The sequence below is a fragment of the Adhaeribacter terrigena genome (assembly GCF_016623615.1).
Lineage (GTDB): Bacteria > Bacteroidota > Bacteroidia > Cytophagales > Hymenobacteraceae > Adhaeribacter_A > Adhaeribacter_A terrigena.
Genome location: NZ_JAEHFX010000001.1, coordinates 930,764 through 951,849, shown reverse-complemented (window position 1 = coordinate 951,849; position 21,086 = coordinate 930,764). Strand labels below are relative to the sequence as shown.

The window sequence follows — 21,086 nt, the reverse complement described above, 5'->3', positions numbered from 1 at the left end:
TGTTCTCCTTTGTACTTTTTGTCATCGCTACATTTTCAAATCTTCAAATCTGCTTTTCCCACATTCCCGTCATTACAATTTCCAGTAGATGATTGTCCGGGTCGCGGAAGTAAAATGACTTGAGTTCGTTGGGCCATTCGTGTTCGTGCTCAATGCCAATTCCCAAAGCCTTTACAATGGTTTTCTGGTCTTCGTAGCGGTCGGGAGCAACTTCAAAAGCGAGATGCAGATTTCCGGTACCGTAATGTGGCGGCAGGGTTTCGCCTTTTTTAGAAGCTTCCGGATCGAAACAAAGCAAAACCGATTTTCCAGCCCGAAAGAAAACGTGGCGGTTTTTCACTTCGCCAATAATTTCCAGCCCCAGCTTCCCGGCGTAAAATTGCCGCGTAGCATCCAGATCCTTCACATACAAACAGGTTTCTTTTATTTGCAGAATTTCCACGGGAAAGTGATTAGTGATTAGTGATTAGTGATTAGTGATTAGTGATTAGTGATTAGTGATTAAGTTAAACTGGAATTTCCGGAAAGGGTTATAAACGGTAGGGTTTTGAGGCGAAAAACTGTCTTAAAGCGAAAGTAGCGTGATGTAGCGTAGAGAATTTAAACCCTACGCTACATCACGCTACTTTCGCTTTACTTTGCTACTATGCCAATCAACACATCAGCACATTAATTCCGCATCGCTTCCTCCACCCTGCTTTTAAGGGCTTTATAATTAGCGTTTTGCGGGAATTTACGGATCAGTTTACTCAGTTCATCCAACCCTTTCGGAAACTGGCCGGTTTGCAGCAGAATATTGATCCGGTTTTCGTAGGCGCGGGTGTAATTCGGGTCAGCTTTTATGGCTTTTTCGGTTAAATCTATCGCGTTTTTAAAATCGCCGTGCTGACTGAGCAGGAACCCTAAATTGAGCAGCGCCATTTTATAGCCAGGTTCCATTTGCAGTACCTGGCGGTAGTTTTCCTCGGCCAGTTGCTTCTGCCCGAAATCGTCGTAAAGTTCAGCCAGCCGGAAACGGAAATCTAAATTGGCGGGTGCCAGTTGCGTACTTTTTTGGGCAAAAGCAATAGCGTTTTCCGGGTTATTCCGGAATAATTGCGACAAATAAAATGCCGTGTATGGTTCAGATATCTGCGCCGGCGTCAGGTTATTCCATTCCGGTTCGGGAGCAGCTTTACGCAGGTAAGCCAGTTTTATTTGTTCGTCGCGGTCCAGGTTTTTCTGAAACTTTACAATGCGCGCCAGGTATTCCGGGTTCTGCTCATTCTGCTCGAAGTACAGCATGTTGGCCAGCAAATGGCTGCGGTCCGTTTCCGATAAATTTTCTTTGGAAGTAAAGCTCTTGAACGAAACCAGCCGGTTTTTAGAAACGGTGATCGGCTCGGTTTCCGCTTTTTTCCGGATAAAATGATCGGTGCTGGAAACGTGCGGAATATCGGTAGTGCCCGATTTTGGCATGTGGCAGGTTACGCAGTTCTGACCGGCAATTTTCACGTTCTTGTGCGGGTCTACCATTTTTTCGGGCGCGTGACAGCCCTGGCATTTTTCGTCGTAAAACAGCAGCGAATTGCCTTTCAGGGCTTTGTGCGGATCGTGGCAGGTATTACAAGTCAGTTTTTCGCCCGAACCAATAAAGCAAGGGCTTTGCTGCAAACGTTCTGCGTGCGAAGCAAAACCAAAGGCCGGAACGCTCATATTCTGCACCGGAATGAACACATCTACAAAACTGTTCAGCGGCAAACCCGGCCGGAAATCTACGAGTTTTTTATTCATTTTCGGTACCGTTAACCCTTCCAGGTGGCATTGCCGGCAAACATCGAACTGCAATTGAATAGGCAAATGCGCAGGGTTTACAATGCTGTAATCGATGCTGTTTTTAATACTTTCCTTCGAACCTTGCTGCATCAGTTTTACGTGCGCTTCGCCGGGGCCGTGGCATTTTTCGCAACTCATACCTAAGCCTACGCTCGTAAATTTATTTACCGAATTTTCTACGAATTTATTATCGGAATTATGGCATTCTAAACACTGCTGCCCAATGGTGCGGCTGAAACCGGAATTGGCGCCGTTTTCATAGCCCGGGCTCAGGTCCCAGATCTTTTTCCCCACGTACCAGGTTATCGGCATTTCATAGAAATACCCGTTACTTTCAAAAATATAGGAGCGCGTCTGGTTTCCGGAGCCAATTACAAAATCAATTTTTTCAGCGCGGTAATGCACCGTGTCTTTGCCCTGCAAACGGAATTCGGAAATGTACATATCATTGCCTTGCCAGAACGCCGTGTAGCTCAGGTCGGAGAATTTATCGTAAACCGGTTTGGCTGCAAAATTCTCGATCTGGTCTTTTGGGTCCGGCAGGTGAAAGGAACGCGCTTTTCCGGTTTCCAGGTAAGTCTGGTAAATGTCCTGATGGCAGGAAACGCAGCTTTTCATGCCCGTATAATGCACTTCATGGCTGTGGTTCAGATAACCGGTTTGCGAAACCGTAGCAGCAGTTTTCTCCTCATTTTTGCTACCGTTTCCGGAGCAGCCTATAAAAACGCAGGCCGATATAAACAAACAGGCCGTTGCAAAAACGGCCCATTCTTTCGTATTCCAGTTCCTAAAAAGCTTCATTATTATTTACGGATGCTTAGCGTGGTGCTTGCCTGTGCCGCCGGCAAAATTAGAATATCGGCCAGGTTTACGTGTTTCGGGCGGGTTAAAGTAAAATGGATCACGTCAGCAATATCTTCCGGGCGCAGCGGTTCCATTCCTTTATAGGTTTGCGCCGCTTTCTCCTTATCGCCTTTAAAGCGCACTTCCGAAAACTCGGTTTCTACCATGCCCGGGTTAATTTCCGACACCATAATACCTTCTTTCAGCAGATCTAACCGCATAGCTTTGGAAAGCGCATCTACGGCAAATTTGCTGGCACAATATACGTTCCCGTTCGGGTAAACTTCCTTGCCCGCAATAGAACCGATGTTAATGATGCGACCGCCGCCATTAGCAATCATACCCGGAATAATTTCGCGGCTCACGTACAAGAGACCTTTCACGTTAATATCGATCATCAGATCCCAATCGTCCACATTGCCATTCTGAATATCAGAAAGTCCGTGCGCGTTACCGGCATTGTTGATCAGCACGTCAATGTTTTTCCAGGTTTCCGGCAGCGTTTCAATAGCGTTTTTTACGGCCGCTTTATCGCGCACGTCAAATTCCAGGGTGTGCACATTCCCTGCCGGGAGCAAAGTTTTCAGTTCTTCCAGGCGTTCGGTCCGGCGGCCGGCAGCAATAATTCTGAAGCCTGCATTACCGAGTAAAAGCGCCGTGGCACGGCCAATGCCCGAAGTGGCACCGGTAATAAAAACGGTAGGGTTTGGCATGTCAAAAGTCTTATTCGAAATTAAGATAAAGCGTAACCGTGGTAGTTCTTAAATTCTGAAAGCTCCGGCTGTAGGGGTTATTATCGGTTATCAGAATATTGGGCACCCCGTGGGCAACCCGAATTTCCGGGGCAAATTTAAAGAAAGGATAAAACAGGTCAACCCCTACGCCATATTCGATCTGAAAATTATTTTTATCTACCCGCAGTTTATTATCAATCCGTTCGCCGCGTTTGCTGCCACCCATGTCTATGCTTGGAGTTACACCCGCTACAAAATACATTCGCGTATTCTGCCGGCGTTTCGACATGTATTTAAACAGGAAAGGCAAATGCACCGTGGTGCTCGGCACTTCCTGGTTCACCAGCTCGCCGTTATCCTCAAATTCTATCTGGCGGTTATAAAAACCAACGCCGGGCAGGAAACGGATCGTAAAATAATCGCCTAACTGCCGGCTAAGCACAAACCCAAGCGTGAATCCGGGCGTAGTTTTAGGGTTAGCCGCGCGTAACCCGGAAGAATCGGCCACCTGCAGGCGCTGGATGTATTCGTCGGAATAATCTACGTTAAAACGCGAAGCCGTAGCACCCAGGTAAAACCCATAGTGCATTTTGCGGTTATCGTAATTCGGCAGGTTTTTCCCGCTGATCTTCTGATCTTTCTGAGCAATAGCTACTGTAGAAAACAGTACTAAAATGAAGCTGAAAACTACTTTACAGCGGTGTAAATTGAGCATATTCCGAAAGTAAGTGACTGCCATTGGGTTTGCTTAAAACCTACTTTATCCAGAATGCCCAGAAAAGCTTTTCCATCCGGGAAAGCCTGCACCGATTCCGGCAGGTAAGTATAAGCCGACTGGTCTTTGGAGATCATTTTCCCAAAAACCGGCAGAATATTTTTAAAATAAAAGTTATAAGCTTGTTTCATCGGGAAAGCCGTGGGCTTCGAGAACTCCAGTATAACGACTCTGCCCCCCGGTTTTAGTACGCGGTTCATCTCCGAAAGTCCTTTTTCCAGGTTTTCGAAATTGCGCACGCCAAAAGCACAGGTTATGGCATCGAAAGAATCAGCTTTAAATTGCAGATTCTCCGAATCGCCGGAAAGCAGTTCTATTTTACCGGCAAGGCCTTTTTTCTGCATTTTTTCCCGCCCCACGGCCAGCATGCCTTCCGAAATATCTACGCCGGTAACTTTATCCGGATGTACTTTCAGGGCTTCAATGGCCAGATCGCCGGTACCGGTGGCAATGTCCAGAATTTGCTTGGGCTTACTTTTTTGCAGCAAACCGATAGCCTTTTTGCGCCAGTAAATATCCACGCCGGCACTCAGAAAATGGTTCAGGAAATCGTACTTGCCTGCAATACTGTTAAACATCTGCGCTACCTGGTTCTTTTTCGAATCAGGGGCATCTTTATACGGAACTACCGCCATGGGCTAAATTTTGCTTGAAGCACAAAAATACAATTCCCTTAACTACAATTACTAAAATATGTTGTAAAAAAACGGGCTAAACTTTCGTTTAGCCCGTTTTTGTTGATTCTGCTTTTTCAGCGGTTATTTTTTAGGTTCGGTTTCTGACTTATATTTCACTTTGTCGTCTTCGCCGCTTTTAACTTTACCTTTGGTTTTGATCTCACCGTCTTTTTCGATCTCGATCTTCTGTTCGTTTTTACCGTTCTCGATCTTGATCTTGGTTTCGCCGGACTTAGAAGTTTTCACTTTCATGGTACCGTTTTCCATTACGCCGGTAGCCGGACGGATATTTTGCTGGGTTCCGCTGCCGGAAGTAGTTCCACGGTTCATGGTTCCTGCACCTGCGCCGGTTGTGCTGCGGCTAGGCTGGTTCAATACAATAAACTCGGTACGGCGGTTCAGCTGCATGTTTTCAGGAGAATCGTTTTCTACTGCCGGACGACGCTCGCCGTAACTCACAGTTACCATACGAGCCTGAGAAACACCTTTTTTGCGCAGGTATTCATAAGCGGCTTTCGCGCGGTTATCGCCTAATACCATGTTGTATTCGTCGGTAGCGCGGCTATCGCAGTGGCCTTCAATAGAGATATTCACTTGCGGGTTCGCTTTCAGTACCGATGCAATGTTATCAAGTTCTCTTACAGATTCCGGACGCAGTTTATACTTGTCGGTATCGAAGTAAATGTTTTTGAACTTCATCGCACGGGCTACCATCGAAGAGTCTTCGTAAGGCACGTAGAAATTCTTAACAATGGTAGTGGTATCGTTGGTTACCACCGGCACATCAAATTCTTCGGTAGTAATGTTCTTTCCGTCTTTGGTAACTACCACCGAATATTTACGGCCGGAAAGCACGTTTACGCTGTAGTTGCCGGAATCCGGCTTGGTAATATCGCGGTAGCTGATGGCTCTTTTATCGGCAGTCTGGCTGTTAAATACCAGTTCTACACCCGGGATTGTTGAGCTGTCGCGCATTGAGAATACCTGGCCTTTAATGGTTACGTTGCGGATGTAGTTAATGGTGTAAATATCTTTTTCGCCGTAGCCGCCAATGCGGTAAGAAGAAAGATAAGCATAGCTGCCATCCGGGCTCAAACGATAGTAAGTATCATCATCCGGCGTGTTTACCGGGTAACCCATATTTTCTGGTTTTGTCCATTTGCGGGCTACCGAATCATATTTGGTCATGAAGATATCGTAACCACCCATGGTATTATGGCCGCGCGAAGAGAAGTAAAGCGTTTTGCCGTCTTTGCTCAAATACGGGCTGTCATCGTCGTATTGCGTATTGATCGTGGTTCCGATAGAGGTTGGTTTACCCCAGTCGCCGCCTTCTGCACGCTGCGAAACGTAAATATCCAGGTCACCGTTCTCAGAATAATGCGAGGTAGAGAAATACATAGTACGGCCATCCGGGGTAATGAAAGCATCACTCTCAAACGCCTTGGTATTAATGTTGTTGTTCAGTTTCTTAGGGTTCGTCCAGTTGTTATCAACTTTTTCGGAATAGAAAATATCTCCGTTCTCATCCTGGCGATACATTAAAAGCTTGGTGTCGTTATCGAAGATCTGGATAGAAGCGTCGTGGCCTTTACCGTTAAGCGAGCTGCTCAAAGAACGAGGCTGCTCCCACTCATCCGGACCTAAACGTCTGGCTTCAAAAATATCTTCAAAATACTCACCGTCAGCAGCAGTTTTACCACCGGTTACGCCTTCGCCGCGCGAAGTAAAGAGCAGGTAGTTATCATCTGCAGAAATTACCGGGCTATGCTCCGAATATTGCGAGTTGATGGTCGGCCCCAGGTTTTTCACGAAAATATCTTTTGGCTTATTGAAAAGATCTTTCGCGTTTCTGCTTTGCTGGATCAGCATGGCAATTTCAGCTTTCCGGGAATCCTTTTTCTTCTTCAGCGTGGCATCGTATGCCTTGTAGTGGTTAATAGCATCGTCGAAACGGTAGTTGATATGATCTACACGGCCCAACCAGTATTCCACATCCTTCGACACTTTTGGCTTCAGCTTCTGCGCTCTGTAAATATAATCGCTGGCTTTTTCCTTATCGAAAGCCATGTAGCTAACACCTGCCCGGAACAGGGCAGTTTCGTTATTAGGTTCCTTGGCCAATACTTTTTCATAAAAAGGAAGGGCTGCGCGGTAATTCTCATTTTCGAAAAACTTATTACCATCCTTCATAAGCTTGCGGGTACTTTGCGCAAAAGCCGAAGCTGTGGCACAAAGGGTAAGCACGAAAAGGAAAGTAGTCTTTCTGAGTATTCTGACTGCGTTATCCATGTTGTAAGTAGTTAATTTGTAGCGTGTACGTTTAATAGAGTATTTATTTAAAAATTTATGAACTGAACTTTGTAACCTCCTATACTATTAATACAACATATAGGTTATAATATATATAAAAAAACTATCCTTAAGTCGCTAAGGCGCTGTAAAAGCAGCTGCCCTTGTAATTTTCAATTCTGGTTGAAGTAGCGCACAGCATTTTGCCTACGTTACTAGTTTCCGGCCAATTTGGTTACTAATTTTTAGCTACTAATTCTTAATTTCCTGCCAAAGCCCACTTACCAAATTAAGGTTCAGGCGTTTAAAAACGGTAGGATTTTGAGATAAAAAACTCTAATTCCTGAAAAGAAAGCAGATTCTGAGCCTGCAAAAAACAGGCCACTTATATTTCAGATAGACTATATTAAATATTTATTTATCCACAGTTCCTTCGTTTTCATTTTCCGGCCTATTTTTGAAGCACTTTAAATTCGGTACGGCGGTTTTGTTTGCGGCCCTTTTCTGTTTTATTGGTGGCTATCGGTTTCTGGGCTCCATACCCTACTGCTTTTAATCTTGCTTCCGAAATTCCTTTTTCATTCAGGTAGTTCACCACAGCTTTGGCGCGCTTCAGCGATAAGGCCTGGTTATAAGCAGCGCTACCGCGGCTATCGGTGTGGCCGGATATCTCAACGCTCAGTCCTGAATTATCTACCATCAGATCGTAGAGGCGGTTTAATTCATCGCGGGAGCTCATGGTGAGTTGATCGCTGTTGTATTCAAAGAACAGATTATTAAGTACCAGTTTAGCTCCGGTTTTGATTTTCTTCAGCGCGAAGTTCTTAGCTACGGTATCGTCCAAAAAATTTTCGGGGAAGTTCAGGTTCTCGGTGGCGTAAAAATACCCTTCTTTCCGGGCCACAAGATTATACTTTTTTCCTTTGTCTACTACAAACTGGTAACCGCCAGAAAGGCTGTCGGCATTGGCATAGATCGGGTTCTGGTTCTGGCTTACTTCTGTGAGAACCAATTGGGCTGCCAGCGGCGCTCCTAAACCTGCCTCGGTAACTTTTCCGCGCAGCATTATCGTTTGCGTGTCTGGCCGGGCCGTAGCTACCAGCGTGTCTTTTACCGTTTCCGGTTCAGTAGCGGCAATTAAAGAATCGGTAGCAACTGCGCTGCGGAAAGTAACGCCGTAAAGATCTTTGTCTCCTGCGCCGCCAACCCGGTCGGAACTAAAAAATCCCTGGTTGCCATTGGCAATGGTTACCAGGTAAATATCATCGAAAGGCGAATTGACCGGAAAACCGAGGTTGCGGGCTTTCGTCCAGGTGGCGCCTTCGGAATTGGAGCTGAAAATATCGTAGCCCCCCATGCTGTTATGTCCGCGCGAACTGAAATACAGCGTTAAGCCATCGGGGGATACAAACGGAGCATCTTCATCGTATTCGGTATTGATATTGGGCCCCAGGTTCATGGCTTCGCTCCAGCTGCCATCGGGCTGGCGCAAGGTTATGTACAGATCCAGGCCGCCGAAACTATCGTAACGGTCGCTGGCAAAAAAGGCAAACTGGTTATCGGCGGTAATAAAAATAGACGGTTCGTAAAATTCCGAATTGATTGGTTCCGGCATTTCTTCAGGCTCTCCCCAGGTGGTACCGGTTCTTTTCAGCTGATAAATATCACCGCCGTTTTCGTACCTGTATATATAAAGCGTATTGCCATCGGCAGAAATGCCCGCCGCAGCGTCGTGACCGGAAGTGTTTACGGGTTTTGAAAAAGCTTTGGGGATTGACCAGTTCTGTCCGTCAAATTCCGAAACATAAATATTCTCGTCGGGTCTTTTTGCTGGTTTTGCCTGCCGGCTGGAGGTAAAAAGCAGCGATCTGTCGTTATTGAAAAGGATCGGGGCGTGATCGGAAGCAGCGGAATTCAGTTCGCCCGGCAGCATGCGGACCTCCGCAGTAGTGGGTAACGATCTTAAATGCTGACCGGAAACGCATTCCGTGATCTTTTTATTCAGGCCCTCTATTTCAAGCTCTTTTCGTTTACTGGTATTGGCCAGCGCTGCCTGGTACTGGTTTATGGCTTCCTCGAAATTTCCGTTTAACTGGTAAGCCTGCGCCAGGTTCAGGGTATATTCCGGATTATATTTAGGCGAAAGTTTGGTAGCTTTTTGTAAAACCGGAATGGCTTTATGAGGCTGTTTGAATTGCAGATAAAGTAACCCAAGCCGGTAATTCACTCTTATGTTATCGGGGTTTGAAGCCAGGGCCTGCTCATAGAGCGCAAGTGCTTTGTCTGATTCATCGTTAAAAAAAGCTTTGTCGGCTTTTTTAATGATTTTTTTGGGGGTCTGGGCCTGAGAAGTAGCCACAACGAAAAAGCACAGGCAAATTGCCAGAAAAAGTACGCGACGTAAAATTTTCATGTTATCCAATTTCATCCAAAATACTTTCAGGCACACTGCCATTTATGCCGGTTCAATTTGCAGATAAAAAACCGAAATTAACAACAGATTTTCGCCGTTCAATAAAAAAAACATTTATGTTACTAAATAAATCCGCGCAGGGTTCTGCCTGCTTTAATTTAGTAATGCCGCCGGATTTGAGTAAGTTTGTTGTGGCAAGCCTGCCCTCACCTATTTTATTACACCATGATCATTAAAGATGCCCAGTTTATTTGCAGCAACACCCAGGTAGATAAATGTCCGCAAACAAACCTGCCGGAATATGCCTTTATTGGCCGTTCCAACGTGGGTAAGTCGTCGCTCATAAACATGCTTACCAACCGCAATAAACTGGCAAAGACATCTTCTTTCCCCGGTAAAACCCAGCTAATAAACCACTTCCTGATCAACGAATCGTGGTACCTGGTCGATCTGCCGGGCTACGGTTGGGCCAAAGTAAGCAAAGACAGCCGCGAGAAATGGGGCAAAATGATCCGGGCATATATGCGGCTCCGCACCAACCTGATCTGCGTATTCGTACTCATCGATTCCCGGCACGAACCCCAGGCTTCCGATCTGGAATTTATTGAGCTTTTAGGTGCCCTCGAAGTTCCGTTTGTGCTGGTGTTTACGAAAACCGACAAACAATCGGCTGTAAAAACGGACCAGAATATTGCCGCATTTTCGCGTAAAATGCGCGAAACCTGGGAAGAACTGCCGCAGATATTCAAAACCTCGTCGGCAGAAAAAGCCGGCCGCGACGAAATTTTGGATTTTATAGACGCTACGAACAAACAAGTATCCGAATAAAATATTAAATTGGCATTAAAATTGGGACCTTCTGCACAAGCTCAATCTTAATAAAACTGTATTTAACATGAAAGTAAAAGTAATTCTGGCGGCCGCAGGCTTCGCTTTTTTATCGCTTAATGCCTCGGCCCAGTCCGAAACCAAAACAAAAGTTAAAGTTAAAACTGAAACCCCGGCGGAAGAAAACGCGCAGGGCACGCCCCAAAAATCGCCGGAACCAATTGCGCCCGGTCAGGATAAAGCCGGCGGAAAAGGGGCCGATAAAGCTATTCCGATTGCCCAGTATTACGAAGGCGGCCAGGCAGCTATGTACGAATTTATTAACAAGAACATCCAGTACCCGCCTATGGCCAAACGCAACCGTATTCAGGGCCAGTGCATTGTATCGGTAACGTTAAACCCCGACGGGACTACCACCAACATGCGCATTCTGAAAAACATGGGTGCGGGCACCGGCGAAGAAGCGTTACGCGTGGTAAGACTACTGAAATTCAATGCGCCGGGTTACAGCGTACAATCCAGCGTTCCGGTTAATTTCAAACTATAACTTTTTAGACCTCGGGAATCTATCTACAATTTGAAGATGCAGCTTTGTAGATTCCGGCGTTCATTTTCAAATTTCCACATTTTCTAATTTTCTAATTAATCTATGCCTGTTGATTTAAGAGAAATTGCTTCTATTTCCGGTATGCCAGGTTTGTACCGCATTTTAAGCCCTACCCGTAGCGGCGTAATTATCGAAACGCTTGCCGATAATCCGGTTCGTTCGGCGGCACAAGCCAAACACCGCATTTCATTGTTGCACGAAATTTCCATTTATACCAACGATCCGGATGTAACGGTTCCGTTAACTGATATTTTCGATAATATCAATCAGCAATTTGGTGAGAACATTCCGGTTAATGCGAAATCTTCGAGCCAGGAACTGACCGCTTTCATGGAAAAGATCCTGCCGGATTATGACCGCGAACGCGTTTACATGTCTGACATTAAGAAAATTGCCAGCTGGTATTTGCTCGTAAAAAAACACCTGACCTTTACCGAAGCAGCTGCGCAGCCTGAAGCAGAAGAAAAACCGGCAAAGAAAACCAAGGCCAAAGCTGAAAAAGTTGAAGCCGGCGAAGAAGAAGCGAAAGCCGAAGCTAAGCCAAAGAAAACAAAAAAGTCTGCTGAATAGCAGACTTTTTTGTTTAAAAACGGTAGCGTTTTGCGGCCAAATACTATTCGTGCGTTCCGGATTCCAGGGTAAGACAATCCGATAATAAATCGAATATTCGAACTTCAAAAATTCAAACAATCGAAAAAAAACGCTATGGTTTCGGGCACCAGAACTCTGAAATTATTCCCTTCCGCCCAAATAGAAACGCAGCGTAACCAGCACGTTGCTGTTTTTAAAATGCAGGTCATCGAGCCAGAAAAAAGAATACTGGTAGCGCGCATTGGCCGAAAAGTTATCGCCGATCTTGTATTCAATGCCGCCGGTATAATTCAGGTCGAATCTTTCAAGGTCGGCCGTACGCTCAAAAAAACCGCCGCCATCGTCCAGTTTGGCATCGATCAGGTAATCGGCAGTGATACCAGCCTGCAGGGTAAACCGCGGCTGGATCTTATAATTAAGTAAAACCGGCACCGAAACATAATTTAAACGCCACTTGGTGTACACCAGGCTATCGCGGTTGCTGGTTTTGCTGCCTTTCTGGAGCCATAAAATTTCGGGCTGAAAACTAAATTTATCGGTAATTTTGAAATTGGAGCTGCCGCCGAAAACCAGCCCGCCTTTATTAAAACCGCTCATCGCATCGCCGTCTATCTGCGAAGCGCTGGCGCCGATTACAATGGCATTGCGGATATTCTGAGCCGAAACGGTATGGCCGAACAGGAAAAAACTCAGGAACGTAAAAATGGTAAGTACTTTTTTCATAGCGTAATTTTGAAAGATAACCTCGATAAAACTTTGCTGCAAACCATTAACCAGAATTTCGGGCTCAAGCTTAGGCGCAAGTTAATGCCGGAAAACGAATTGCTGGAAATTCTGACGCTGGCCATCGCCACCTTGCTGCAAACCAACACGCAGAAACTTTTCGGCATTTTATACCGCCACGATGTGAGCGAAAAATTGCTCCGCCAGGCTTTACTCGCCGACGATTCGCGCCAGATTGCCGAAAATGTAGCCCGCCTGGTAATTGAGCGCGAAAAGCAAAAAATGGAATTCCGCCGCCGCTATCAAAGTTAGAAAAATTTCTGTTGGCGATCCGCAGTTTCCTTTAAAATTGGCATTGGGAAGCATATAGCACGAAGCGTTCCGGGTTTATCATTATCTGATAACGCAAAAAAATCCTACCCTACCCCTCCAAAACGGGAAGTGTGCCATAATGTAAAGGCACAAAAAAACAGCGCTACAAAATATGCAGCGCTGTTTTTCATTTCAAAATTATTTAGAATCTAAACCAAAGCGGCTTCCGCCTGGGTTAATACTTCTTTTACTTTATCTACCATTTCAGCAGAACCGATCACCAGCGGGCAACGCTGATGCAGCGAAGTTGGCTCGATCTCCATGATCCGGTTTTTACCATCGGTTGCTTTTCCGCCGGCCTGTTCTACGATGAAAGCCAGGGAGTTTGCTTCGTACATTAAGCGCAGCTTGCCGTTTGGTGCTTTAGCCGTTGGCGGATAAAGATAGATACCGCCTTTCAATAAGTTCCGGTGGAAATCGGCAACCAGAGAACCAATGTAGCGGGCCGAGTATTCATTTGATTTACAATACTCTACGTAATCTTTAATGCCCTGCGGGAAAGAATTGTAACCGCCTTCGTTTATAGAGTAGATTTTACCCGTTTTCGGCGTTACGATGTCCGGGTGGCTGAGGAAGAATTCACCTAAAGATGGCTCGTAAGTAAAGCCGTTTACGCCGTTGCCGGTAGTGTAAACCAGCATGGTAGAAGAACCATAAATTACGTAACCGGCTGCCACCTGCTCCACGCCTTTTTGTAAACAATCGGTCAGGTCTCCATCACAACCCGTTGCCGATTTCCGGCGGTAGATCGAGAAAATAGTACCGATCGAAACGTTCACGTCGATGTTGGAAGAACCATCGAGCGGGTCCATGGCCACGATGTATTTACCATCCGGGTTGCCGGTCTGTATAATTTCTTCGTCTTCCTCCGAAATAATGGTGCAAACTTCACCGCCGTTGCGGAATGCCCGGATAAAGCGAATGTTGGCAATTACGTCGAGTTTCTGCTGATCTTCACCCTGCACGTTCTGGCTGCCAAATGCGCCGGCAATATCCATCAGGCCCGCACGGTTAATTTCGCGGTTCACAATTTTAGAAGCCAAGGCAATGTCGCGGAGCAATTGGGAAAGTTCGCCGGTGGCATACGGGAAATCTTCCTGTTTGCGCATGATAAAGCGGTCGAGCGTCGTTCCGACAGGAAGCGCAATTTTGGTATCCTTATTATCCATTTGTCTGGGAATAAAAACTGGGAGTTATGTTAGCAAGTGATTGATGCCACAAAAATATAATTATTTGCGCGATAAAACCAAGCTTTCTACATTTACAGCTTCATAATTTTAGTAAACATGCAGGTTTTCAAGTTCGGCGGCGCTTCGGTAAAAGATGCAGCTGCTTTCCGGAACGTTAGTTTTATCGTTCAAAAGCATAGCGTTTCGGGGCAATTGCTGATCGTGGTTTCGGCTATTGGCAAAACTACCAACGCTCTGGAAACCATTTTCGGCCTGGCACATCAGCAGCAAAACTATTCCTCCGACTTTTTTGCCTTAAAAACCTACCATTTTTCGGTGACCCAGGAATTATTTCCGGAAAAAGGAAACCCGGTTTACGAGGCGCTGGAACATTTATTTGTGGAGCTCGAAGAAAAACTGCAGAACCTGGTTCCCGATAAATTCGATCAGCAGTACGACCAGGTCATTTCCTTCGGCGAATTGCTGGCTTCTACCCTGCTCCATCATTTCCTGAAAGCCGAAAACCTGCCGGCCATGTGGCTCGATTGCCGCAAATATATCCAGACCGACAGCACCTGGCGCGAAGGCAAAGTAGACTGGACCTGGACCGAAAAACTGATCCAGCGCGACCTGCCGGAAATGCTAAAAAACCAGATCATTGTTACCCAGGGCTTCATTGGTGGCACCTCCGACGGGCAAACTACTACGCTTGGCCGCGAAGGTTCAGATTACAGCGCAGCCATTTTTGCTTATTGCCTCAAAGCCCAAAGTATGACGATATGGAAAGATGTGGCCGGTTTACTCAACGCTGATCCGAAGATTTTCTCAAATACGGTGCGCTACCCGCAGATCTCCTACCAGGAAACCATTGAAATGGCTTATTACGGCGCTTCGGTTATTCACCCTAAAACCATAAAACCGCTGGCCGACCGGCAGATTCCGTTATTCGTAAAATCGTTTCTGGATCCGGAGAGTGAAGGAACGCGCATCGGAAATTGTCCGCACGAAAAACTGGCGCCGGCGTTTATTTTAAAGCAGAACCAATGCCTCATCTCCTTCGGGGTGAAAGATTTTTCGTTTATTTCGGAGCAGAATTTAAGCACCATTTTTCACGTACTTTCCGAGCTGCGCATTAAAATAAACCTGATGCAGAATTCCGCCATTTCCTTTTCTATCTGCACCGATTACCACGGCGCCAGGATGGAAAAACTCATGGAAACCCTGCGCGATCAATTCGTAATTCAATACAACATTTCACTGCAACTTTTCACCATCAAAAACTACGATTCGGAAAGCATCCGGAATTTGACTTCCGGTAAAGAAATATTGCTCGAGCAACGGACCCGGAATACGTACCAGTTTGCCTGCCGGGCTTAATATTCCGCGTCATTTCGACCACAGGGAGAAACCTCACCCAATAAGTAGTAGTTTTGATTCAGGTTCCTTTAAATTTAAATTGATGAAGAATTTTCTTTTTGTTATCATACTTCAATTTATCTGCGGATGTAATAATTTAAGTACAGAGAAGGAAGATATTCTTTTTATTAAGAAATTTTACCAAGAGTATAATGGGGAGCTTTCAAAAGAAGCTGAAAGCATTTCGAAAAGAGATTCAATATTAAAATCTTACTGTACTAGTAGACTAGTTTCTTTCCTGGAAAAGCAATATCGTGAGAATGAGTTAGATTGGGATCCCTTCTTAAATGCTCAGGACATGAATATTAAAACGCCTGAAACTTTAAGAGTGATTAAAGAAAATTCAAAATACAATTTGTATTCAATTTCTTATGTTTGGGCTCCTACTGGAGATACTGTTGACAATATTGGCCTGATCATTATTAATGAAAAAGGAACCCCTAAAATTGATTATGTCTATATTGGCGAAGGTTTTGGTGACGAAAAATATAAAGATGTCGAAATGAAATGACCGCCACCTTTAACCCCGAAAACGCTAGCGTTTTTACCTAAAAAAGTCCTGATACTTGTGTCTTGATACCTATGTCTAAAAATTTAAAACTATGGAATTCATAAAAGTTACCCCAAACCACCAGGAACACGTTGCCTTAATCGAGCTGAACCGTCCGAAAGAACTGAATGCGTTGAATTTACAGTTAATGGGCGAGCTGCGCGATGCACTGAAACAACTCGACGACGATGACAGCGTGCGCGCTATTGTACTAACCGGCAACGAACGCGCTTTTGCCGCCGGTGCTGATATTAAACAGATGGCCGGCAAAACCGCAATCGATATGTTCAACATCGACCAATTCTCTACCTGGGATCAGATCAAGAAAACGAAGAAACCAATCATTGCCGCCGTTTCTGGTTTTGCCTTAGGTGGCGGCTGCGAACTGGCCATGACCTGCGACATGATCATTGCTTCGGAAACCGCGCAATTTGGTCAGCCGGAAATTAAAATTGGCGTAATGCCGGGCGCCGGCGGCACGCAGCGTTTAACCAAAGCCTTAGGTAAAGCCAAAGCCATGGAAATGGTGCTGACCGGCAAATTTATTTCGGCCGAAGAAGCAGAAAAACACGGTTTAGTAAACCGCGTGGTGCCCGTGGAATTATATCTGGAAGAAGCCCTGAAACTGGCCGCTGAAATTGCAAAAATGAGTCCGGTAGCCGTTAAACTGGCAAAAGAAAGCGTGAACCGTTCGTTTGAAACCGGTTTAGATGAAGGCTTGTATTTTGAGCGGAAGAATTTCTACATGTGCTTTGCTTCCGAAGATCAGAAAGAAGGCATGAACGCTTTCGTGGAGAAACGCGCGCCACAGTTTACCGGAAAGTAATTCAAATTTAGAAATTTGAAGATTTGAAAATGTTTTCTAATCTTAAGTTGCTGGCGCAAGTGTTAAGCCAAAGCGTAACTTGCGCCAGCAACGCAAAAACAAAAGGCCCCTGAAATAAATCAGGGGCCTTTTGTTTTTGAAAACCGGATCATCTCCAAATTTTCAAATCTTCAAATTTCCAGATCAGGAAATCCTAGTTCATAGAATGCATAGCCAGTTTATTGCCTTCGGTATCCAGGAAAATAGCCATGTAGCCGTTTTCCGGAGATATCTGGAATTTTTCCATCAGCACGCTGCCGCCGGCAGCTTCTACTTTGGCTAACGCGTTTGAAAGATCCTCGCCGCCGTTCAGGTAAAGTAACGGTCCTTTGGCAGAAGGTTCGTAGCCCTGCCCTTTTACCAGCGCGCCGGCAACGCCGGTTTCCTGGGTGTGCGCAAAAATTCCCATTTCCTGATCTTCGCCGTAAGGGAACGCTTGCACTTCAATACCAAAAACTTCGTTGTAGAATTTTGAAGCGCGGCTCATGTCGGTAACCGGAATTTCGAACCAGTTAATGTAATTGGATTTCATAATTATTATTTTGGGGTTAGTTTTTCAGGTTAGCAAGATAGCGTTTTTCCGGAACCTTCGGCAAACCCTTCCCTGCTTTTAAATATTTCTTAACCCCATGTTCTGACAGCAAGCCGGTTGCTGACAAAAAAATCAGGCCTGCCCGGTTATCTTTTCCCGAAAACTTATTAACTTTTCAAATCCGGAACCGGTTTTTTAGAGTATGCATTACTTTTTCAGGCCTTTTCCCTACCGTTTCAAATTTTCAAATTTCCAAATCTTCAAATTTGACTATGCAGCCCGACATCACTTCTTTTGCCGAATACGAAAAACAGTACCAACTCAGCGTAGCAAACCCGGAAGCCTTCTGGGCCGATAAAGCCGAAAAATTTACCTGGCACAAAAAGTGGGATCAAATTCTGAACTGGAATTTCCGGGAACCGAAGATCGAATGGTTTAAAGGCGGCCAGCTAAACATCACCGAAAATGCCCTGGACCGGCACCTGGAGGTACACGGCGACCAGCCCGCTATTATCTGGGAACCCAACGACCCCAACGAAGGCAACATTGTACTTTCTTACATTGAGCTGCACATCAAGGTTTGTCAGTTGGCCAACATACTGCTGCGCAATGGCATTTCCAAAGGCGACCGCGTTTGCATTTACCTGCCCATGGTGCCGGAACTGGCTATTGCCACGCTGGCCTGCGCCCGCATTGGTGCCATCCATTCAGTGGTTTTTGCCGGTTTTTCAGCCCAGGCCATAGCCGATAGAATTAACGACAGCGGTTGCAAAATGCTTTTAACGGCCGATGCTTCCTATCGCGGCGCCAAAACTACTCCGCTGAAAGCAATCGCCGACGAGGCTTTAACCCAGACGCCAACCATCGAGAAAGTATTGGTTTTGCGGCGCACCGGCACCGAAGTTACGATGCACGAAGGCCGCGATCTGTGGTGGCACGACGAACTGAACGAAGTAAATTCCAATAACGAAGTCGTAAGCGTTGATGCCGAAGATCCGCTTTTCATTCTTTACACCTCTGGCTCTACCGGCAAACCGAAAGGTGTGGTGCACACTACCGGCGGCTACATGGTTTATACCGATTATACCTTCCGCAACGTTTTCCAGTACCGGCAAGGCGAAATTTACTGGTGCACCGCAGACATTGGCTGGATCACCGGGCATTCCTATATTGTGTACGGTCCGTTACTGGCCGGCGCCACCACGCTCATGTTCGAAGGTATTCCTACTTACCCTGATGCCGGCCGGTACTGGGAAATTATTGAGAAATACGGCGTGAATATTTTTTATACTTCCCCAACCGCCATTCGTTCGCTGGAAGCCTTCGGGCCCCAAATTCCGCAAAAGTTCGAAATGAAAAGCCTTCGAGTTTTAGGCTCCGTAGGCGAACCCATAAACGAAGAAGCCTGGCATTGGTACGACGAACACGTAGGCCGCAAACGCTGCCCGATCGTGGATACCTGGTGGCAAACCGAAAACGGTGGCATTTTAATTTCTCCGATTGCCGGCATAACGCCAACCAAACCAAGTTACGCCATGCTGCCGCTGCCCGGCGTGCAACCCGTTCTGGTAGATAACGAAGGCAATTTAATTGAAGGCAACGGCGTAGAAGGTAATTTGTGCCTGAAATTTCCGTGGCCGGGCATGTTCCGCACCACCTGGGGCGATCACGAACGCTGCCGCCAGAATTACTTTGCCACGTATCCTAATCTTTATTTTACCGGCGACGGCTGCAAACGTGACCAGGACGGCCATTACCGCATCATGGGCCGCGTAGACGACGTAATTAACGTTTCCGGGCACCGTTTTGGCACGGCCGAAATTGAAAGCGCGATAGACGAACACCCGAACGTAGTGGAAAGCGCCGTGGTAGGTTACCCGCACAGCATTAAAGGCCACGCCATTTACGCCTACGTGATATGTGAAAAGCAACCGGAAAACGAAGCACAACTGATAGCAGAAATCAACGAAATGGTGGTGAAAATGATCGGACCAATTGCGCGACCGGAAAAAATCCAGATCGTAAGCAATTTACCCAAAACCCGTTCGGGCAAGATCATGCGGCGTATTCTAAGAAAAATTGCGGAAGGTGAAACCGGGAATTTAGGCGATACTTCTACGTTGCTGGATCCGGAAGTGGTAGAGGAAATTAAAGCGGGGGCGGTGAGGTTGGCGGGGAAAACTGGAGTTTAGTTTTCCTTGTACCAGTGTGTATTTACTATGAAACAATCACTATTTGTTTGGTTTATTTTATTGAGCTGCAATTTCGTAGCCCTTCCACAAGCCACCAAACACGTTATTGTTAAATTCAAGGGCTCGAAGGAAGTTTTTGAAAGCTATTCGGTACTGAAATCTAATAAAAACATCAAGCATGGCGAATATGTTGCTTATTTTAAACCAACCGATTTTAACCATTCCCACCCAGAAAATCTTGACTTTTTTATCAGAATAAGAGGTAACTTTTTGAATGGCAAGAAAAATGGAGAATGGGTTGAGTATTCTGAGCCTTCAATAATAAAATCGAAAGGAAACTATCAGAAGGATAAAAAAATAGGTGTTTGGAAAACCAGAAGAGAAAACGGACAAGTTATAGAACGGTATGATTACACCAATAAAAAGTACTTGAACCCGGAGATAAGAGCAGATATTAATTACCCAGAAACGGCTGCAAAAAAGAATATTGAAGGTAAGGTTAAAATTGGATACAAAATTCAGCCCGATTGTTTAATAACAGATATATTGATAATAAAAAGTTTGTCTCCTGAATGCGATAAAGCTGCAATTGATGCGATTACCAGACTTGGCGAATATTCGAAAAAATATGGATATCCTTGTGAACCCGGAGCACAGGAGAGAACTTTTAATTTTTCTATTCAATAAGGCTTTTATTTTGAATAACCCAAATAATAAACCCAAGCCCAAAACTTGCCTTTCCCAACCTTCCGGCGTAGCTTTGTGTCAAACCTATTCGGCATGCGTACTTACGCGTTCTGGAAATTTCTAATTCTTAATTTCTAATTTTTAATTATAAAAAATCATGGCTGTATTAGTAGGAAAAAGAGCTCCTCATTTTAAAGCAACTGCCGTTGTAGACGGTGAATTCGTAGAGAATTTCTCATTAGATCAATACCTGGGAAAGAAACACGTACTTTTCTATTTCTACCCGATGGACTTTACCTTCGTTTGCCCAACTGAGATCATCGCGTTCCAGGATCGCATGGCAGAATTCGAATCGAAGAACGTAGCCGTAGTAGGTTGCTCTACCGACACGCATTTCTCTCACTTTGCCTGGTTATCTACTCCGCGCGATAAAGGCGGCATTGAAGGCGTAAACTACCCGTTAGTGGCCGATGCTTCTAAAACCATTGCTACCAACTACGATGTTTTAGCCGGCGAATACCACTATAACGACGAAGGCGAAATGGAATTCAAAGGCGAGCCGGTTGCTTACCGCGGCCTGTTCCTGATCGACAAAGAAGGCATCGTTCGTCACCAGGTTGTAAACGACCTGCCACTGGGCCGTTCAATCGATGAGGCGCTGCGCATGGTTACGGCCCTGCAATACTTCGAAGAAAAAGGCGAAGTTTGCCCGGCTAACTGGGAAGAAGGCAAAGAAGCCATGAGCGCTACCCGCGAAGGCGTTGCCAGCTACCTGAGCCGTCACTAATTTTTTCAGACGAAAGACTTAAGCGGTAAGATTTAAGACTTTTTTACCGGAAAACGGTATCGTTTTTATAAGAAAAAGCCGCCCCGAAGTATTTCGGGGCGGCTTTTGTTTTTATTGGGCTTGGACTTTGAAATGCGTAATTCCTCCCCCTCAAAGGAAGACTATCAAAAATACGTTATCTGATAAAGTCCCATTTTCAAGAGGTTGGGGAAGGAATT

21 protein-coding genes are annotated in these 21,086 nt (G+C 45.6%); 11 read left to right on the top strand and 10 right to left on the bottom strand.

All coding sequences use genetic code 11. The annotated features are described in order from the left end of the window. Positions 1–43: 43 nt before the first annotated feature. The 7 genes from I5M27_RS03865 to I5M27_RS03835 all read right to left on the bottom strand — a co-directional run bounded on the left by I5M27_RS03865 (position 44) and on the right by I5M27_RS03835 (position 9,495). On the bottom strand, positions 44–442 hold the full coding sequence (locus I5M27_RS03865; RefSeq protein WP_200504697.1) for a VOC family protein: 399 nt from the start codon (positions 440–442) through the stop codon (positions 44–46). A gap of 227 nt (positions 443–669) precedes the next feature. Beyond that, positions 670–2,616 carry a tetratricopeptide repeat protein gene (locus I5M27_RS03860; RefSeq protein ID WP_200504696.1) on the bottom strand — a complete coding sequence of 649 codons (1,947 nt, stop codon included), beginning with the start codon at positions 2,614–2,616 and terminating at the stop codon, positions 670–672. Positions 2,617–2,618: 2 nt separating this feature from the next. Then, positions 2,619–3,371, bottom strand: a complete 753-nt coding sequence (locus I5M27_RS03855) for an SDR family NAD(P)-dependent oxidoreductase (protein WP_200504695.1) — start codon at positions 3,369–3,371, stop codon at positions 2,619–2,621. A 10-nt stretch (positions 3,372–3,381) separates the two neighbouring features. Then, positions 3,382–4,131 (bottom strand): type IX secretion/gliding motility protein PorT/SprT, encoded by a 750-nt coding sequence (gene porT, locus I5M27_RS03850; protein ID WP_200504694.1) that lies wholly within the window; start codon positions 4,129–4,131, stop codon positions 3,382–3,384. Beyond that, the gene (gene ubiE, locus I5M27_RS03845; RefSeq protein ID WP_200504693.1) at positions 4,080–4,802 is read right to left on the bottom strand and encodes a bifunctional demethylmenaquinone methyltransferase/2-methoxy-6-polyprenyl-1,4-benzoquinol methylase UbiE; all 723 of its coding nucleotides are present in this window, start codon (positions 4,800–4,802) and stop codon (positions 4,080–4,082) included. Before ubiE ends, porT begins: the two co-directional genes overlap by 52 nt. A 123-nt stretch (positions 4,803–4,925) precedes the next feature. Next, positions 4,926–7,136, bottom strand: a complete 2,211-nt coding sequence (locus I5M27_RS03840) for an OmpA family protein (protein WP_200504692.1) — start codon at positions 7,134–7,136, stop codon at positions 4,926–4,928. A 451-nt stretch (positions 7,137–7,587) separates the two neighbouring features. After that, positions 7,588–9,495 (bottom strand): OmpA family protein, encoded by a 1,908-nt coding sequence (locus I5M27_RS03835; protein ID WP_200504691.1) that lies wholly within the window; start codon positions 9,493–9,495, stop codon positions 7,588–7,590. Between the two features lie 20 nt (positions 9,496–9,515). On the opposite strand from I5M27_RS03835, the gene I5M27_RS03830 reads away from it, so the two are divergent. The 4 genes from I5M27_RS03830 (at position 9,516) to I5M27_RS03815 (ending at position 11,554) form a co-directional block, all read left to right on the top strand. Beyond that, positions 9,516–9,785, top strand: a complete 270-nt coding sequence (locus I5M27_RS03830; protein ID WP_200504690.1) for a hypothetical protein — start codon at positions 9,516–9,518, stop codon at positions 9,783–9,785. Further along, the gene (yihA, locus tag I5M27_RS03825; RefSeq protein WP_200504689.1) at positions 9,775–10,377 is read left to right on the top strand and encodes a ribosome biogenesis GTP-binding protein YihA/YsxC; all 603 of its coding nucleotides are present in this window, start codon (positions 9,775–9,777) and stop codon (positions 10,375–10,377) included. Before I5M27_RS03830 ends, yihA begins: the two co-directional genes overlap by 11 nt. A gap of 67 nt (positions 10,378–10,444) precedes the next feature. After that, a complete protein-coding gene (locus tag I5M27_RS03820) occupies positions 10,445–10,924 on the top strand; it encodes an energy transducer TonB (RefSeq protein ID WP_200504688.1) in 480 nt (159 codons plus the stop codon). A gap of 102 nt (positions 10,925–11,026) precedes the next feature. Continuing rightward, positions 11,027–11,554 carry a DUF5606 family protein gene (locus tag I5M27_RS03815; RefSeq protein WP_200504687.1) on the top strand — a complete coding sequence of 176 codons (528 nt, stop codon included), beginning with the start codon at positions 11,027–11,029 and terminating at the stop codon, positions 11,552–11,554. 162 nt (positions 11,555–11,716) lie between these two features. On the opposite strand, the gene I5M27_RS03810 is transcribed toward I5M27_RS03815, so the two are convergent. Continuing rightward, positions 11,717–12,298: a porin family protein gene (locus I5M27_RS03810; protein WP_200504686.1), complete on the bottom strand. Its 582-nt coding sequence runs from the start codon at positions 12,296–12,298 to the stop codon at positions 11,717–11,719. A 9-nt stretch (positions 12,299–12,307) separates the two neighbouring features. Here I5M27_RS03810 and I5M27_RS03805 point away from each other — a divergent pair, with 9 nt between their 5' ends. Further along, positions 12,308–12,610, top strand: coding sequence for a hypothetical protein (locus I5M27_RS03805; RefSeq protein WP_200504685.1), 303 nt, complete (start codon positions 12,308–12,310; stop codon positions 12,608–12,610). Between the two features lie 209 nt (positions 12,611–12,819). On the opposite strand, the gene fbp is transcribed toward I5M27_RS03805, so the two are convergent. Beyond that, the gene (gene fbp / locus I5M27_RS03800; RefSeq protein WP_200504684.1) at positions 12,820–13,839 is read right to left on the bottom strand and encodes a class 1 fructose-bisphosphatase; all 1,020 of its coding nucleotides are present in this window, start codon (positions 13,837–13,839) and stop codon (positions 12,820–12,822) included. A 117-nt stretch (positions 13,840–13,956) separates the two neighbouring features. On the opposite strand from fbp, the gene I5M27_RS03795 reads away from it, so the two are divergent. The 3 genes from I5M27_RS03795 to I5M27_RS03785 all read left to right on the top strand — a co-directional run bounded on the left by I5M27_RS03795 (position 13,957) and on the right by I5M27_RS03785 (position 16,631). After that, on the top strand, positions 13,957–15,216 hold the full coding sequence (locus tag I5M27_RS03795) for an aspartate kinase (RefSeq protein WP_200504683.1): 1,260 nt from the start codon (positions 13,957–13,959) through the stop codon (positions 15,214–15,216). A gap of 82 nt (positions 15,217–15,298) precedes the next feature. After that, entirely contained in the window at positions 15,299–15,766 is a 468-nt protein-coding gene (locus I5M27_RS03790) for a hypothetical protein (protein WP_200504682.1), read from the top strand. A gap of 91 nt (positions 15,767–15,857) precedes the next feature. Beyond that, positions 15,858–16,631, top strand: a complete 774-nt coding sequence (locus tag I5M27_RS03785; RefSeq protein WP_200504681.1) for an enoyl-CoA hydratase-related protein — start codon at positions 15,858–15,860, stop codon at positions 16,629–16,631. A 193-nt stretch (positions 16,632–16,824) separates the two neighbouring features. On the opposite strand, the gene I5M27_RS03780 is transcribed toward I5M27_RS03785, so the two are convergent. After that, positions 16,825–17,202 carry a VOC family protein gene (locus tag I5M27_RS03780; protein ID WP_200504680.1) on the bottom strand — a complete coding sequence of 126 codons (378 nt, stop codon included), beginning with the start codon at positions 17,200–17,202 and terminating at the stop codon, positions 16,825–16,827. 272 nt (positions 17,203–17,474) lie between these two features. Between I5M27_RS03780 and acs the strand changes: the two genes are divergently transcribed. The 3 genes from acs (at position 17,475) to I5M27_RS03765 (ending at position 20,868) form a co-directional block, all read left to right on the top strand. After that, complete coding sequence (gene acs, locus I5M27_RS03775) at positions 17,475–19,394, top strand: acetate--CoA ligase (protein WP_200504679.1); 1,920 nt, start codon at positions 17,475–17,477, stop codon at positions 19,392–19,394. 27 nt (positions 19,395–19,421) lie between these two features. After that, positions 19,422–20,081, top strand: a complete 660-nt coding sequence (locus tag I5M27_RS03770) for an energy transducer TonB (protein WP_200504678.1) — start codon at positions 19,422–19,424, stop codon at positions 20,079–20,081. 157 nt (positions 20,082–20,238) lie between these two features. Continuing rightward, the gene (locus I5M27_RS03765; RefSeq protein ID WP_200504677.1) at positions 20,239–20,868 is read left to right on the top strand and encodes a peroxiredoxin; all 630 of its coding nucleotides are present in this window, start codon (positions 20,239–20,241) and stop codon (positions 20,866–20,868) included. The last annotated feature ends 218 nt before the right edge of the window (positions 20,869–21,086 follow it).